Below are 15506 nucleotides of genomic sequence, written 5' to 3' on the forward strand. Positions count from 1 at the left end.
CGACACTCCGGGCCCGCGGTATCGGATAGTTACACTGTAACTTACGCTGGTGACATGCCCAGGAAGTCGAAGTCGCTCGACGAGGCGACACCGGAGGCCATCGCGCACGCCGGACTGGCCATCATCAGCGAAAAGGGCGGCGCCGAACTGAGTTTCCGCGCCATCGCGAACTATCTGGACGTGTCGCACACCACGGTGGTGCGCCGGGGTGGCGGAGATTTCGCGGGCCTGCTCGACCTGCTCGCCGATCACCTCGCCGACCACCTGCCCGAGATCCCCGCCGGCTCCGGGACCTGGGCGGAGGTGACCGAAAACCGTTTTACCGCCTGGTACGAACTGCTCGGCACCCGCCCCGGTCTGGTGCTGCTGCGCGGCTCCCGCTCCTGGTTCGGCCCGCGCCTGCTGTCCCGCCTCACCGAACCGCAGCTGGCCGACAATATGGCCGCCGGCCTCAGCGTCCAGGACGCCCTGCTGGCCTACCGCGAAATGTACCTCTACACCCTGGGCTGCGCCGCGCTCATCGAACACCGCGACCGCAAATCGGTACTGCTGCGCGCCCGTTCGGCCCTGGCCGCCCTGGACCCGGACGAATTCCCGGTGCTGGGTACCCATCTCGACGAGGTGGCCCGCCTGACCGTCAGCGACGACATCTTCCGCGACGGCCTGCGCCGCCTCATCGCCTCCTGGTCCGCCCGCCCCTGACCCCGTGTTGCCGGTCCGTGACCGCCCGCTGTGAACACGCCCGCGCGGCCGCGCGATATCGCTTCTGAACGCTGGGCGCCGCCGGTGCCGGGGAAGGGGAGCGATGATCGCGCGGCTGGCCGAGGCCGTTCCGAAGGTGTGGTCGGTGGCCGCGTCCGTCTTCCCGCTGCTGTACGTCATCGAATGGCTGCTGCTGCTCTACGGTCTGCTGCTGCTGGAACGTCTGGCCGCACCGGCCCTGGCCGGGGTGCGCCGCCGGACCCGCGGCCCCCGGGTGGCACGATGGGTGCCATGGCGCGACTCGACTACAAGGCCCTCAACGACACCATCCGCTACCTCATGTTCTCGGTGTTCCAAGTGGAGCCCGGTGTGCTCGGCGACGACCGTGCGGCCGCCGTCAAGGAGGCCCGCGAGTTCTTCGATTCTCTGGAAGAGCGCGGCGTGATCGTGCGCGGTATCTACGATGTGGCCGGCATGCGCGCCGACGCCGATTTCATGATCTGGTGGCACGCGGAGAAGATCGAGGAGATCCAGGCCGCCTACGCCGATTTCCGCCGCACCACCGAACTGGGCCAGGCCTCGAACCCGGTGTGGTCCAATGCCGCTCTGCATCGCCCGGCCGAATTCAACAAGTCCCACATCCCCGCGTTCCTGGCGGGCGAGGAGCCGGGCAACTACATCTGCGTGTACCCGTTCGTGCGCTCCTACGAGTGGTACCTGCTGCCGGACGAGGAGCGCCGCAAGATGCTCGCCGATCACGGCAAGGCGGCCCGCGGCTACCCGGATGTGCGCGCCAATACGGTCGCGTCCTTCGCGCTCGGCGACTACGAGTGGCTGCTCGCCTTCGAGGCCCCGGAGCTGCATCGCATCGTGGATCTGATGCGGGATCTGCGCGCCACCGAGGCGAGGTTGCATGTGCGCGAGGAGATTCCGTTCTTCACCGGTCCGCGCGTGGAGATCGAGCAGCTGATCGCCTCGCTGCCCTGAGTTTGCTCCCCGCATGCCCGGACAATTCGGGGCATGCGGGGAATCGCGTTCGCTCCGTAGGATTCCTGCGACCTACTTCGCTGCCTCGTCCGAGGGGTGCAGGCGCAGCGAGATGGAGTTGATGCAGTAGCGCTTGTCCGTGGGCGTGGGATATCCCTCGCCCTCGAACACGTGCCCCAGATGGCTGTGGCAGTTGGCGCACAGCACTTCCACCCGCCGCATGCCGAGCGAATCATCGGCCTTCAGGATCACCGCGTCCGAATCGGCCGGATCGAAGAACGACGGCCACCCGCAGTGCGAATGGAATTTCTCGGTGCTGCGGAACAATTCGGCCCCGCAGGCCCGGCAGGCGTACACGCCCTCGGTCTCGGTATCGGTGTATTCACCCGTGAACGCCCGCTCGGTGCCCGCCTCCCGCAGCACCGCGTACTCCTCGGGGCTCAGCTTGGCGCGCCACTCCTGCGGCGTGAGCTGGATTCGCGGTTGCGAAGTATCGGCATCGGAACTCATGCCCCCACGCTAATACTTCGCCGCGATCAGTGTCCGGTGCCCTGTGCGACCGGTTCGGCATGGCGCGCACGGCCATTGCTCGTGACCGGCGCTTCCCGCTGCTCCGGATGCATCCACGCCGGATCCAGGGATTTGCCCGCCTGCAACCGGCCTTCGCGCTTCGCGGTCAGGTAGCGCTCGCCCAGCACACAGAAGATGACGATGAGCAGCAGGCCCCAGCCGAAGGTGACGCGCAGGTATTCCAGGGTGCGGCCCGGCGACTGCCAGCGATCCGAGAGCCACTTGTCATAGGACATGAACCCGAACACCGCCACCCACGCCGGCCAGTTGCGCAGTGTCGAATTCTTCAGCACCACGGTCATGAGCAGCGGGAACAGGAACATCGAGTAGTACATCTGGCCGAGCGAGCCGAGCAGCAGCACACCGGCGATCAGCACGCCGGAGGTGGTGCAGACGAAGAACACCTCGTCCTCGAGGTAGTACCGGTACAGGATCCACAGGATGGCCAGCACCATCACGCCCATGGCGATGCGGATGGTCCAGGTCAGCCAGTCCGCGACGCCGTAGTACCCGGCATTGCCGACGATGGCGCTGTTGAAGTAGTCCCGCGACTCCATGATGTAAGGCCAGGTGTGCGACCAGAACTGCTTGTAGTCCACGATCAGCGGCCAGGCCGCCAGGTTCAATGCGACCGGAATGCCCAGGGCGGTGATGAACACCTTCCACTGCCCGCGCACTAGCGGAATGAACAGCAGCGGCGCCAGCAACGGCCCCTTGACCGCGATGGTCAATCCCAATGCCACCCCGGCCCATAGATCCTTGCGCTTCAGCAGCAGGTGGAAGTACGCCACCATGGCGAGCAGCAGACAGCCGTTGATATTGGTGAAAACCAGGGTGTTGGTGACGGTTTCGGACATGAACATGGCCAGCAGCAGCGCGGGCGCGGCCACCGAGTTCAGCGTGAAGTTGAACAGCCGCAGCAGCAGATACCCGGCCAGGATGATGGCCGCCGCGTTCACCAGGATGAACAGCCACCGCGACTTCTCCGGGTCGACGATGGCCAGCGGCGCGATCAGCAGCGTCCCGCTGGGCGGGTACAGGTAGTGCGGATCGGTCGAGTTGAAGTTCGCCCCGTAGATGGCGCGATGGTTGAGGAAGTTCAACGACGCGTCGTAGACGGGGCGGAAGTCATTGGTGATGTACCCGTTGACAGCCTTGATGAACACCCGGTTGATCACGGTCAGGATCGCGAACGGCCATAAGGCGAAGTTCAGGACCTCGGCGGTGGTGCGAGCGGTGCGGGGCTCGAGCTGGCGAAGGAACACTCGGGCACGGTACACCGGAAACCGCGCTCGAGGTTGCGCGGACCCGCCGAAAACGTGCCCCGCGGCACAGGGATGAACTCGAATGGTGGGGCGCTAGGCGGGACAGGCGGTTCCGTCGGCGGGGAGCTTGGCGTCCTTCAGGTAGTCGACCATGTTCTGCTGCACGCAGCCGGAGTGCGAGAAGCTGGGGTGGCCCCAGCCCTGCCAGACCACGGTGGAGGTGCGGGCGCCGGCGGTGCCGAGGGCGCCGCTGACCGAGGGGCGGCCGTCCTGGCCGGTGACCGGATCGGCGTTGCCGCCGAGGATCAGGACCGGCTTGTCGAACTTTTCGGGCAGGGGCATGACGGCGGCGGCGGGCCACGCCGAGCAGGCCATCAGTCCGATGGCGGTGACGCGGCCGAAGACCGGGTACTGGTTGCCCCAGGTGCCGGAGAGTTCCTTGGCGCGCGCGGAGGACGCGGGCTGCGAATTGTCGCTGCACCGGTTCACGTACTCACCGTCGCTGGCGATGGCCGAATTGGCTTTCAGCACATAGGGCTGCAACGGCCCCCGATCCCCGCGCCCCAGCGCGGCCAGCGCATCGGCGAATTCGGTGACGGTGTTGTTCTGCACGGCAAGCGGATTGCCGAGGAACCCGCTCAGCGTGGTCACCAGCACCGCGGCCGACAGATCGCCGAATTCGCCGTTTCCGGCCCGCTTCACCAGTTCGGCCACCGCGCCGCGCGGATCAGCGCCCAGCGCGCATTTCAGGGCGGTGCAACGCTGCGCGTACGCGGTGAGCGCCGCCTCCGCACCCTTCACCGTCAGTTCCGCGCGCCCGACCGCGTCCAGCCCGACGGCCTGCGGCGAATCCAGCAGCAGCCGCGCCAGATGATCCCCGTACTTGCGCGCGTAGCTCAGCGCCACGTTCGCGCCGCTGCCGGTGCCCAGCAGCGCGATGTGATCGACCTGCCACTGCTTGCGCAGCTGCTCGATATCGTCGGCGGCGTGCGCGGCGTCGAAGGTCTGCTGCGCGGGCGAGAGGAAGTCCAGGCAGGCGATGGTGGCGTCCTGGCTGGCCTCGCCCACCGCGTCCACGGGATCGGTTGCGCCGCGCGTGAATTGCCCCTGGTCGTTGATGATCCGGCGAATCTCGTTGGTCATGCAGTTGACCGCCTGCGAACTGCCGATGCCGCGCCGGTCCACCGCCACGATGGGCCGCGAGGTCAGCAGCGCCGCCGTCGGTCCGGCCGCCAGCCCGGCCAGCGTGGCCGTCGAGGACCGGTCGTTGCCGGAGGTCAGCACCAGCGGCGCGGCGTCCTTGGGCGTCTTGTCGTAGCGGGCCCGCATGGCCGCGGTCCGGAAGTTCCCCGCCACGGTCCCGGCGATATCGACCTGCGTGGTGTACTCCGCGCATTCCAGGATCAGCCCCGCGGGCGGCGCGCCGAGGGCGAGCAGGTTGAACGTCGGCGTCGCGCAGTCGTGCCAGTTCAATTCGGTCTTGGGCACTTCGGGCGCGGGCTGCTCCGGTTTCGACGGCGCGTTCGTCTCCACGGCCCCGGCCTGATGCGGCCGTTCCACCGCGACGGCGGGACGGTCCGAGGGTCCGGCACCACAGCCGGTGGTCACCAGGATCGAAAGTGTCGACGCCAGCAGAGCGGCCCGAGTCCAGCGCATGCGCTACAGCCTGCCAGGTCCGGCAAGCGGTTTCAGCTCTGGGTGTGGGCGCGTTCCCATCGGGTGAGCACGGTGCCGTCACTGTCGACGAGCAGATGCCGGCAGTTCATGGGGGTGGCCGTGGCGTTGGGGGACACCGCGATTCGCCGTTCGGTGCCGCCGACCAGCAGCGGGGAGGTGGTGAGGCAGAGTTCGTCGACGGCGTGCGCGGTGAGCAGTTCGCCGAAGAGCGCGGGGCCGCCTTCGCACAGCACGCGCGGCAGTCCGCGTGCGGCGAGCGCGTCGCGGATGGCGGTGACGGTGCACGAGGTCTCGCCCGCCTCCACGATTTCGCCCCCGGCGTCGGTCAGCAGGCGTTTGCGTTCGGCGGGCGCGTCGGCGGTGGTGATGATGATCGGCCGGGCCCCAGTATCGGTGAACAGCCGACTGGTCGGATCGAGCGCGGCGCTCGCCGTCACCACCGCGATGCGCGGCGCCGCGCCATCGGGATCGCCGCCGAAACCGTGGTGGTACAGCCGGGTTCGCAAGCGCTCGTCGGTATGCGCCGCCCCGTAGTTCTCCGCCCGCGCGGTCCCCGCCCCGACCAGCACCACATCCGCCAGATCGCGCAGCAGCCGGAACACCGTCTTGTCCGCCGGCGTCCCCAGCCCGCCCGAGCGCCCGTCGATGCTCACCGCTCCGTCGATGCTGGTCACGAAGTTGACCCGGATCCACGGCGCACTCAGCTTGGCGGGGTAGGCGTACAGCCGGACCAGGTCGTCATGGGTGAGATCTGTGAGCTGGGTCGCAATTGGCATACGCTGCATGAGAAGCCACTACACCACGTCTCTAGGCTATTTGCGTGCAACAACGCCTCGTCGATCGCCACCCGGAGGTTCCGGCTGACCAGCTGGTGGCCCAGATGGTTCCCCCGCCCACCTTCGACGAGGTGAGCTTCGCTTCGTACATCCCGGATCCCAAGGAGCCTACCCAGGCTGCCGCGGTGAAAAAGGCCGAGGAGTTCGCGAACCAGGTCGCCAAGCTGCGCAAGGCCGCGGACAAGAAGGGCCTCTTCGGCAAGAAGAAGCCGGTCTCCGGCATCGGCCTGTACCTGGACGGCGGCTTCGGCGTGGGCAAGACCCACCTGCTGGCCTCGATCTTCCACTCCGTGCCCGGCCCCAAGACCTTCGGCACCTTCGGCGAGGTCACCAATCTGGTGGGCGCGCTGGGCTTCAACAATTCGGTGGAGCGGCTGTCGTCGAACAGCGTGCTGTGCATCGACGAGTTCGAGCTCGACGATCCGGGCGACACCATGCTGGTCTCGCGCCTGCTCACCGAGCTGACCGCGCGCGGAGTGTCCATCGTGGCCACCTCCAACACGCTGCCGGGCCAGCTGGGCGAGGGCCGTTTCGCCGCCCAGGACTTCCTGCGCGAGATCAAGAAGCTGGGTTCGCTGTTCGAGACCATCCGCGTCGATGGCCCGGACTACCGCCACCGTGATCTGCCGCCCGCCCCGGAGCCGACCTCGCCCGCGCTGCTGGTCGAAAAGGCCGCCGCCACACCGGATTCCACGCTCGACGATTTCGACGAGCTGCTCAAGCATCTGAGCACCCTGCACCCGTCGCGCTACGGCGCGCTGATCAACGGCGTGTCCGCGGTCTACATCTCGGGCCTGCACACCGTGCCGGATCAGGTCGCAGCGCTGCGCGTGGTGGTGCTGGCCGACCGTCTCTACGACGCCGGCACCCCGGTGACCGTGTCGGGCGCGAAGCTGGATCAGATCTTCACCCAGGAAATGCTGGACGGCGGCTACAAGAAGAAGTACCTGCGCGCCATCTCCCGCCTGCTGGCCCTGTCTCGTTTCGAGGTCCCGGCGGCCACCGCATCCTGAAGCACGCCTCGTCGATTCCGCCGCGCACCCTCGTGTGCGGCGGAACGACTCAGGGGGGAACCGAGTTTCGCGTCCCGTGATCGTCGCGGGCCGCCTGCCCGGCGCACCCCGCCGGGCGTCTGTTGAAGGGAGTTCGCGTGATTCGACCCCGCATGCTCGGGGCCTCGGTGGTCATGGCCGCCGCCCTGTCTTTCGGTGCGTCCCCGGCCCTGGCGTTCGCCGCCGAGCCGCCCGCCGCGACCAGCGCCGTAGTGGTGAACACCGATGGCCGTTCGCTGGCTCTGCAGGGCGTGGTGAACGCCCGTGACGCCGGTGGTTACCGCACCGCCGACGGTCACACCGTGCGTACCGGGCTGGTTTACCGCACCGGCGAATTGAGCAAGGCCACCGATGCCGATCTGGCCGCGCTGACGGGCAAGAACGTGCGTTCGGTGCACGATCTGCGCACCTCCTACGAGCAGCAGCTGATGGGCAAGGACAAGATCCCGGCCGGGGCGACCGCCTTCCACGACGACGTGATCGGCCAAGCCCCGCCGCAGGTGATGGCCTCCACCCTGTCCGCGGGCACCGACCTCTACCGCGCCTTCATCACCGCCCCGGGCGCGAACGAGGCGTTCGCGTCCGTGCTGCGCGATATCGCCCACAACGACGGCGCGGTCCTGTTCCACTGCACGGCCGGCAAGGATCGCACCGGCTGGACCTCGGCGGTGTTGCTGAGCATTCTCGGAGTCGACAAGGACACCGTCTATTACGACTTCATGCTCTCCAACTACTACCGCGACGCCAAGGACGGCGATGCCATGAACGGCGTCATCTCCGCGGCCCTGGACTCGGCCTTCGATCAGGCCGCCCAGAGCTACGGCAGCTTCGACAACTACGTCCGCGACGGCCTGAAGCTGACCGCCGACGATATTTCGGCGCTGAAGGCGAAACTGCTCGCCTGACAAGCTGATTCGCGTTTCCGGTGCGCGCCGGGTGGCCCTGCCGCCCGGCGCGCTCGGCGTTTCCGGGATGATCGGACGGTACGTCGCTAGAGATTTGCCACGCTCGGATCTGATCAAGGAGATGGTGTGATGCCTCGTCGTCGTGCGCTTCTGCCCGCCGCCCTGCTCGCGGTGGCCCTGGGCTTCGGCATTACCGGAACCGCGGCCGCTGTCGATCCCCCGGCCCCGACTCCCGCCGTAGTGGTCGGCGTCGGCGACCGGGCACTGCCGCTGCAAGGCGTCCAGAACGCGCGCGACGCGGGCGGTTACCGCACCACCGACAGCAAGGAAGTCCGCACCGGCCTGGTCTTCCGCACCGGCGAACTGTCCAAAGCCACCGATCTCGACCTGGCCTGGCTCACCGCCCATAACCTGAAATTCGACGACGACCTGCGCACCGGCTACGAGGTCGCCATGGCCCCCGATCGGGTACCGGCGGGTGCGGTGCTCAATCTCGACGACGTGATCGGCCAGGCCCCGCCCCAGGTCATGCTGTCCACCTTCAGCGCCGGCGCGGACCTGTACCGCGCCTTCATCACCACTCCGGGCGCGAACGAGGGCTTCGCCTCGATCCTGCACAACATCATCGACACCACCGACGGCACCGTCCTCTACCACTGCACGGCGGGCAAGGACCGCACCGGCTGGATGTCCGCGGTCCTGCTCACCATCCTCGGCGTGGACCGCGACACCGTCATGTACGACTACCTGCTGTCGAACTACTACCGCGATGCCGCGCCGGGCGACGCCCTCAACGGCGTCGTCCCCTCAGCTCTGGACGCCGCGTTCGACCAGGTGAACCAGACCTACGGCAGCTTCGACAACTACGTCCGCGACGGCCTGAAACTCACCGCCGCGGACATCGCCGCCCTGAAGGCGAAAATGCTGTCCTGACAGCCTATTTCGCGCCCTGTTCGGCATCCCAGCGGTCGAGCAGGGCGGGCAGCTCCTTGCCCATCCAGACGAAGAACTCGTGCATATCGCGCACCCGCGCCGCATCCTCGCCGTTCGGGTCCTCGAACAGCGCCAGCCCGCGCGAGGTCATCTGGGTGAGGGTGTCGTACATGCCGCTCTGGCGTTTGGTGAGTTCGGGCAGGATGCCGGGGCGCACCGAGTAGTAGTCGCGGCGATCGCCCGGGCGGGTGGTCTTGTCCACCCAGTGCATGGTGGTGAGCGTCTTGAGCGCGCTGGAGATCGAACCCTTGGAGGCCTGCAGCGCCTCGGCGATCTGGTTGAACGTCTGCTGCGGGGGATCGCAGACCAGCAGCCAGCCGACGGTGCGGCCGACCATGCGGACCAGGCCCATGCGTTCCAGTACGAGCGCGAAATCCTCCACGAAGGCCAGTTGGGCGTCGGTGGGCGTGGGCTGTTCGGGGGTTGCGCTGGTCATGGCTGCAGTATTCCTTCCTCGGATACGGGAAATCGGGGTGGGTTCGGCGAACCCACCCCGAGGGGACGGTCAGACCGCGAGATCGCGGCGGTCGAAGACGGTGAGCGCCACCGCGATCGCGGCGGCGGCCAGCGCCAGCAGGACGGCGAGGTTACCGGCGTTCCAGCCGTTCACCAGCGGCGCGTCGCCGATGGCGTAGTGGAACGGCGACAGCCGCTGCAACCAGGTGGCCCCGTCGACGAGCGCGCCCAGGCTGTTGGCGAGGTAGCCGCCCGCCACCAGCAGCGCGGCCAGGCCGAGGGTCATGGCCCGCTTGCCGGTGACCGCGCCGACCATGAGTGTGAGTGCGCCGACGGCCAATCCGAGCAGTCCGAGTCCGGCGACGGCGGCGAGGATATTGCCCGCCGGGACGTCCAGTCCGCCGGCCTTGGCTCCGGCGAGCACGCCGAGTCCGAGCACGGCGGTGACGATCACGATCTGCACGGCCAGCGCGGCGAACCGCTGCCGCAGCAGCGAACCGCGGCTGATCGGTTGCGCCAGTAGCAGATCCAGGGTGCCGCTGTCCTCCTGTGCGGCGGTGCGCGCGCCCATGGTGACCGCGAAGATCACGACGAGCAGCAGACCCATCAGCGAGAAGATGGTGGAGTTGAGATACCCGGTGGCGCTGGCGAAATCGCTCATGCCCATCGCGGTGTACATATCGTTCTGCTTGATGTTCAGCGAGCCCTGGTCCTTGAGCGACTGGTAGGACGGCAGGTACATCATCGGCACGATGGCCAGGCCGGCCGACCAGCCGATGAGCGCGCGCCGCTGTTCCTTCAGAGTCTGGGTGAAAACCGAGCGGGTCATGACGGATTCCTTTGTGCGGAAAAGACTTCGATGCTGGCGGGGAGGGTTCAGCGGCGTTCGTACAGGTCGAAGAAGAGCTCTTCGAGATCGGGTTCGGTGGACAGCACGCTCACCAGCTGGTACTTGGCGGCCGTCTTGAACAGTGCGTCCACTTCGCCTTCGGTGGTGCAGCGCAGGGTGTTTCCGTCCACCACGACATCCTTGACGTTGCCGAGCCGGGCGAAGTCGTCGGCGAAAACCGTTTCCCCGAACACGATTTCGACCGAGCGCGGGGCGCGGCTGCGCAGGTCCTCGACGTTCTCGGTGCCCAGCAGCCGCCCGGCGCGCATGATGACGGCGCGGTCCGCGGTCTGCTGCACTTCGCTGAGGATGTGCGAGGACATGAACACCGTCTGGCCGTTGCCCTTGGCTTCCTCGACCAGCGTCAGAAACCGTTGCTGCAGCAGCGGATCCAGCCCGGAGGTGGGTTCGTCCAGGATGAGCAGGTCGGGCCGGTGCATGAAGGCGGCGACGATGCCGACCTTCTGCTTGTTGCCCTTGCTCATCGCCCCGACCTTCTTGCCCAGATCCAGGTCCAGCTGCCCGGCCAGTTCCTCGATCCGCCCCGCGGGCACGTTCCCGTGCTGATCGGCGAGGAAGCCCAGCAGATCGCGCGCGGTATTGCGGCCCTCGAGGGTGAGTTCGCCGGGCAGATAGCCGATACGCCGCCGCAGTTCCGCCCCGCCGGTCCGCGGTTCGATGCCGAAGATCTCCACGCGGCCCGCGGTCGGCCGGATCAGGTCCAGCAGGATGCGGATGGTGGTGGATTTCCCCGCGCCGTTGGGGCCGAGGAAGCCGAACACCTCGCCCGGCGCGACCTCCAGGTTCAGGTCGGTGAGCGCGACGTTCTTGCCGTAATGCTTGGTCAGACCTGCGACGCGGATTGCGGGGGCGGTCATCTCTTACTCCTTCGCTGCCACCTACATCATGTTCTGTAGGTGCGATGTGTTCAGTATTGACTGAACAAGCAGAACTTGTCAACCTTCGGGATGTGACCTGAATCGCGGTTGACGGCCGCGCACCGCCGGGATAGCTTCGTAAACCTCATGGGAACCTTGTTGATGTAATCCGGTCGCCGCGTTGAGCTTTGCTCCGCGCCGATCCGTCATCCCCACGCAACCGCCTGCGGGCGTGTGTCTTTCGCGTGAACTCCCCACCCATCCGGCTGTAGCCGCGCATCCGTGCGTCCCGGCATGCCGAGAACAGGAGGCTCCCTTGCTTACCCTCCCTCGCCCCACCGTCTCCCAGCTCACCCTCGCCGAGGTCACCCGCCGTTTCGACGACCGCATCGTGCTCGACGCGGTCTCCCTGTCCATCCGCCCGGGGGAGAAGGCCGGCATCGTCGGCGACAACGGCTCCGGCAAATCCACCCTGCTGCGGCTCATCGCGGGCCGCGACCTGCCCGACAACGGCGAGCTGATCGTGCAGTTCCCGGGCGGCATCGGCTACCTGGCCCAAACCTTGGAGCTGCCGCCCACCGCGACCGTCGCGGACGCGATCGACGTGGCGCTGAAGGACATTCGCGAAATGGAACTCCAGCTCCGCGCGGCCGAACAGGCGCTGGTCGCCCCCGGTCCGCTCGCCGATCGCCTGGCCCGCTACGACCGCCTGCTCGAACGCTTCGAGGCACGCGGCGGATATCAGGCCGAAGCGCGGGTGGAAGCCGCGCTGCACGGCCTGGGCCTGCCGGGCCTGGACCGCACCCGCGCACTGGGCACTCTCTCCGGCGGCGAACGCCGCCGCCTGGCCCTCGCGGGCGTCCTGGCCTCGTCGCCGGAATTGCTGCTGCTCGACGAGCCCACCAACGATCTCGACGACTCCGCGGTCGAATGGCTGGAGCGCCACCTGCGTTCGCATCGCGGCACCGTCGTCGCGGTCACCCACGACCGGGTGTTCCTGGACCGCATCACCTCGATCGTCCTGGAAGTCGACGCGGGCCGGGTGTCCCGCCATGGCAACGGCTACGCGGGCTACCTGACCGCCAAGGCCGCTGAACGCCGCAGGCAGCACCTGGAATTCGAGCGCTGGAAAGCCGAACTGGCCCGCAGCAAACGCCTCGCCGAGTCGAATGTGGCCCGCCTGGACGCGATCCCGCGCAAACTGCCCTTGGCGGTCTTCGCGGCCGGACCGTTCCGGGCACGCGGTCGCGACCATGGCGCGATGGGCCGGATACGCAACGCCAAGGAACGGGTTGCACGCTTGACCTCCGAACCCGTTGCCCCGCCGCCGGATCCGCTGCACTTCGCGGCATCGATCATGGCGGCGCGCCCCGCATCCCCGACCGAGGCGTCGTCGGTCTCGGACTCGGTGTCCGCACCCGCGGCCGGCGAGCGGTCACGTGCCGCCTCTGCGGAGCCGATCCGGGACACTTCACCCGCGCCGATCGCCGAAGTGCTCGATGCGGTGGTCGATTCCCGCCTTCGTCTCGACAACCTGCGGATCGGCCCCTCGGATCGGCTGCTGGTGACCGGCCCGAACGGCGCGGGCAAGACGACCCTGCTGAAGCTGCTGTCCGGCGAACTCACCCCGGATGCGGGCACGGTCGCCGTGCGCGGCCGAGTGGGCCACCTGCGACAGGAGGAATCCCCTTGGCCCGCAACTCTTACCGTCCTGGAAGCCTTCGCCTCCGGCAAGATCGGCTACCCGGACGAGCACGCCGAGACCCTGCTGTCCCTCGGCCTGTTCCGCCCGTCCGAACTGTCCCTGCGCATAGCCGAACTGTCCTACGGCCAACGCCGCCGCATCGAATTGGCCAGGCTGGTAACCGATCCCGCCGACCTGCTCCTCCTCGACGAGCCCACCAACCACCTCTCCCCGGCCCTGGTCGAAGACCTGGAACAGGCCCTGGAAACCTATCCGGGCGCGGTAGTCCTGGTAACCCACGACCGCCGCATGCGCGCCCGCTTCGAGGGTCGCCGCCTCGAACTGCGCGACGGCCGAATCGATCCCGCCGAACCGCTGCCCCGTTCGGCCTGACCCCAGCCCTCCCCGCCCCCGTTGCCTCCCGTCCGCCGTCCCCCGTCATTCCGGCACGCCTTTAGCCGGAATCCACACGGTTCGAAACGCTGTGGATCCCGGCTGAAAGCACGCCGGGATGACGAGGGGGACCACGCCGGGATGATGGGGCGGAGCGCGCCGGGATGATGGGGCGGAGCGCGCCGGGATGGCGGGGCGGAGCGCGCCGGGAAGGCGGGGTGGAGCATGCCGGGGTGACGAATGCGCGCGCGGTCGACGGATGCCCGGGTGTATCCCCGCTGCGCGTGCGTCAAAGCTGCGCTTGCATGACGTAATCCGAGCACACCTGCGAGCCCACCCGGAACGTCTTGGTACCGACCACCTCGAACCCGTGCTTACCGTAGAAGCGTTGCGCGCGTGCGTTTTCCTGGTTGACGCCCAGCCACACCCCGGCGTTCCCGGCTCGGCGTGCGGCGTCGAGCGCGGCCCGCATGAGCGGCCCGGCCACCCCACCGCTGTGGTGTCCGGGCAGCACGTACATCTTGCTGAGCTCGGCCACCGGCCGCAGGGTGATCGCGGCCGCGACATCAGGATCGGCGGGTGCGTCGGCGACGAGCATGGCGTAGCCGACGATCTCCCCGTCGGCCACGGCCTTCAACACCGTCCGGCCGGGATCGGCGAGGTAGTCCTCGAACCGCTCCTTGGACAGCGTCTTCGCGATGAACGCCGCACTGTCCTCCTGCGGCATTCCGGGCGGGCAGGCCAGCGGAAACGTAATGGCGGCGACGTCACTCAGGGCCGCCGCGTCCTGCGCTTCGGCCAGTGTGACGGTGACGGGGAGTGGGCTCACCCGGTCCAGTCAATCAGGTTCACTGCGGGCCGGCTCTCGCGATCCGGTTGCGGCGGCTCCGAGCCGCGCGTGCCGGGGGAGTCGTGGCTCGGGCGCGGCCGAGCAAGCCTGGGGAGCGGTGACTCGAACGGGGTCGGTGGCGGGTGTTCGGTGAGTCAGGCGAGTTCGGCGCTCGGGCGCGCGGACATCTCCGCGGCGCTCGCCCGGGTGTGGAAGATGCGGGCGAAGCCGATCAGGATGATCGCGAAGGCGAGGGGAATCGCGAATCCCGCGCGCATGTTCGCGGCGTCGGCGACCGCGCCCACCACCGCGCCGCCCACCAGGGTGCCCGCGTAGTTGAACAGATTGAGGCGGGCGATGAGGGCGTCCAGTTCTCGTCCGCTGGTCAATTGCCCGGCCTCGCTGAAGCACAATGGCGCGATGATCGGCAGTCCGATTCCGGCGATGCCGAAGCCGATGATCGCCGCCACCGGTCCGGGCGCGGCCACGACGAGCGCGATGCCGACCGCTCCGACGACGGCCGCCACTCGCACCACCAGGCGCGGTCCGAATTGCCGGACCCACAGGTCGCCGGTGAGCCGCCCGATCAGCGACGCTCCTTGGTACGCGGCGAGCGCGAGCGCGGCGGTCGAGGACGAGGACAGCAGTTCGTCCTTCAGGTACAGCGCCGACCAGTTCCCGACCGCCAGATCGATCGCGAAGGCCAGCGCGATCACCACGCCGAACACCAGGAAGATCTTGGTGGGTACCGACCGGGCCGATTCCGCTTCGGCCGGTGCGGCTTCCGCCTCATCGGTCCCGAGCAGGCGCGGCCCCACGAGCAGCGCCCCAGCCGCCACCACCGCCGCCGCGCCCAGAATCGACGCCCACAGCGACACATCCAGGGCTTCGAGGGCCGCGACGAACAGCGCTCCGACAATCGACCCCGCACTCCACGCCGCGTAGAACGACGACAGCACGAACCGCCCATAGCCGTGCTGAATGAATACCGCCTGCATATTGGTGCCCGCGTCGACGATGCCGACCGCCACGCCGTACACCCCGAGCGCCGCGTACAGCACACCCAGATTGGGCGCGAACGCGATTCCCACGCCCGCCACCGCGATCAACCCGAGCCCGATCCGCAGCGCGGTCCGGCTCGACCAGCGCAGCGCGAGCCGCTCGGCGGTGATGCTGCCCGCGCCCGCGAGCAGCGAGATCACTGCCACCGCTACCACGATCATGGTGTCGGTGAGCCCGAATTCGTCCTTCTGCTGTGGCAGTTCGGTGAGCACCACCGCCAGGAAGAAACCTTGCAGCGCGAACGCCACCGAATTGGCGGCGCGCGCCGCGCGGAGCAGCGGGTTCGGGGCTTGCGCGTCGAGCATCCCGAAAGGTTAGCCGCGCCACT

Annotated in this window: 15 protein-coding genes; 6 read left to right on the forward strand and 9 right to left on the reverse strand. The window is 68.2% G+C overall.

The window, feature by feature from the left end; genetic code table 11:
* Positions 1–54: 54 nt before the first annotated feature.
* Together NY1_RS02810 and hemQ are read left to right on the forward strand one after the other, a co-directional pair.
* Entirely contained in the window at positions 55–702 is a 648-nt protein-coding gene (locus NY1_RS02810; protein WP_067707565.1) for a TetR/AcrR family transcriptional regulator C-terminal domain-containing protein, read from the forward strand.
* A 291-nt stretch (positions 703–993) separates the two neighbouring features.
* On the forward strand, positions 994–1689 hold the full coding sequence (gene hemQ / locus NY1_RS02815) for a hydrogen peroxide-dependent heme synthase (protein WP_067707567.1): 696 nt from the start codon (positions 994–996) through the stop codon (positions 1687–1689).
* 72 nt (positions 1690–1761) lie between these two features.
* Here the strand turns inward: hemQ and msrB are convergent, their stop codons facing one another.
* The 4 genes from msrB to NY1_RS02835 form a co-directional block, all read right to left on the reverse strand.
* Complete coding sequence (msrB, locus tag NY1_RS02820; RefSeq protein ID WP_067707568.1) at positions 1762–2199, reverse strand: peptide-methionine (R)-S-oxide reductase MsrB; 438 nt, start codon at positions 2197–2199, stop codon at positions 1762–1764.
* 26 nt (positions 2200–2225) lie between these two features.
* On the reverse strand, positions 2226–3524 hold the full coding sequence (locus tag NY1_RS02825) for a glycosyltransferase family 87 protein (protein WP_084534573.1): 1299 nt from the start codon (positions 3522–3524) through the stop codon (positions 2226–2228).
* A 93-nt stretch (positions 3525–3617) separates the two neighbouring features.
* Positions 3618–5180, reverse strand: a complete 1563-nt coding sequence (locus tag NY1_RS02830; protein WP_067707572.1) for an alpha/beta hydrolase — start codon at positions 5178–5180, stop codon at positions 3618–3620.
* Positions 5181–5212: 32 nt separating this feature from the next.
* Entirely contained in the window at positions 5213–5986 is a 774-nt protein-coding gene (locus NY1_RS02835) for a pyrimidine reductase family protein (protein ID WP_067707574.1), read from the reverse strand.
* Positions 5987–6021: 35 nt separating this feature from the next.
* Between NY1_RS02835 and zapE the strand changes: the two genes are divergently transcribed.
* The 3 genes from zapE (at position 6022) to NY1_RS02850 (ending at position 8927) form a co-directional block, all read left to right on the forward strand.
* Positions 6022–7050, forward strand: a complete 1029-nt coding sequence (gene zapE, locus NY1_RS02840) for a cell division protein ZapE (RefSeq protein ID WP_067707576.1) — start codon at positions 6022–6024, stop codon at positions 7048–7050.
* A 137-nt stretch (positions 7051–7187) separates the two neighbouring features.
* Positions 7188–7994, forward strand: a complete 807-nt coding sequence (locus tag NY1_RS02845; protein WP_233038692.1) for a tyrosine-protein phosphatase — start codon at positions 7188–7190, stop codon at positions 7992–7994.
* Positions 7995–8123: 129 nt separating this feature from the next.
* A complete protein-coding gene (locus NY1_RS02850; RefSeq protein ID WP_067707583.1) occupies positions 8124–8927 on the forward strand; it encodes a tyrosine-protein phosphatase in 804 nt (267 codons plus the stop codon).
* 4 nt (positions 8928–8931) lie between these two features.
* Here the strand turns inward: NY1_RS02850 and NY1_RS02855 are convergent, their stop codons facing one another.
* The 3 genes from NY1_RS02855 to NY1_RS02865 form a co-directional block, all read right to left on the reverse strand.
* Positions 8932–9423, reverse strand: coding sequence for a GbsR/MarR family transcriptional regulator (locus tag NY1_RS02855; RefSeq protein WP_067707585.1), 492 nt, complete (start codon positions 9421–9423; stop codon positions 8932–8934).
* Between the two features lie 69 nt (positions 9424–9492).
* Positions 9493–10272 carry a DUF2705 family protein gene (locus NY1_RS02860; RefSeq protein WP_067707587.1) on the reverse strand — a complete coding sequence of 260 codons (780 nt, stop codon included), beginning with the start codon at positions 10270–10272 and terminating at the stop codon, positions 9493–9495.
* A 47-nt stretch (positions 10273–10319) separates the two neighbouring features.
* A complete protein-coding gene (locus NY1_RS02865) occupies positions 10320–11210 on the reverse strand; it encodes an ABC transporter ATP-binding protein (RefSeq protein WP_067707590.1) in 891 nt (296 codons plus the stop codon).
* 316 nt (positions 11211–11526) lie between these two features.
* On the opposite strand from NY1_RS02865, the gene NY1_RS02870 reads away from it, so the two are divergent.
* Positions 11527–13287 (forward strand): ABC-F family ATP-binding cassette domain-containing protein, encoded by a 1761-nt coding sequence (locus tag NY1_RS02870; RefSeq protein WP_067707592.1) that lies wholly within the window; start codon positions 11527–11529, stop codon positions 13285–13287.
* Positions 13288–13576: 289 nt separating this feature from the next.
* Here the strand turns inward: NY1_RS02870 and NY1_RS02875 are convergent, their stop codons facing one another.
* Positions 13577–14116 carry a GNAT family N-acetyltransferase gene (locus NY1_RS02875; protein ID WP_067707595.1) on the reverse strand — a complete coding sequence of 180 codons (540 nt, stop codon included), beginning with the start codon at positions 14114–14116 and terminating at the stop codon, positions 13577–13579.
* 155 nt (positions 14117–14271) lie between these two features.
* Positions 14272–15483, reverse strand: a complete 1212-nt coding sequence (locus NY1_RS02880; RefSeq protein ID WP_067707597.1) for an MFS transporter — start codon at positions 15481–15483, stop codon at positions 14272–14274.
* Positions 15484–15506: the final 23 nt, after the last annotated feature.

Source organism: Nocardia yamanashiensis NBRC 100130 (assembly GCF_001613325.1).
GTDB lineage: Bacteria > Actinomycetota > Actinomycetes > Mycobacteriales > Mycobacteriaceae > Nocardia > Nocardia yamanashiensis.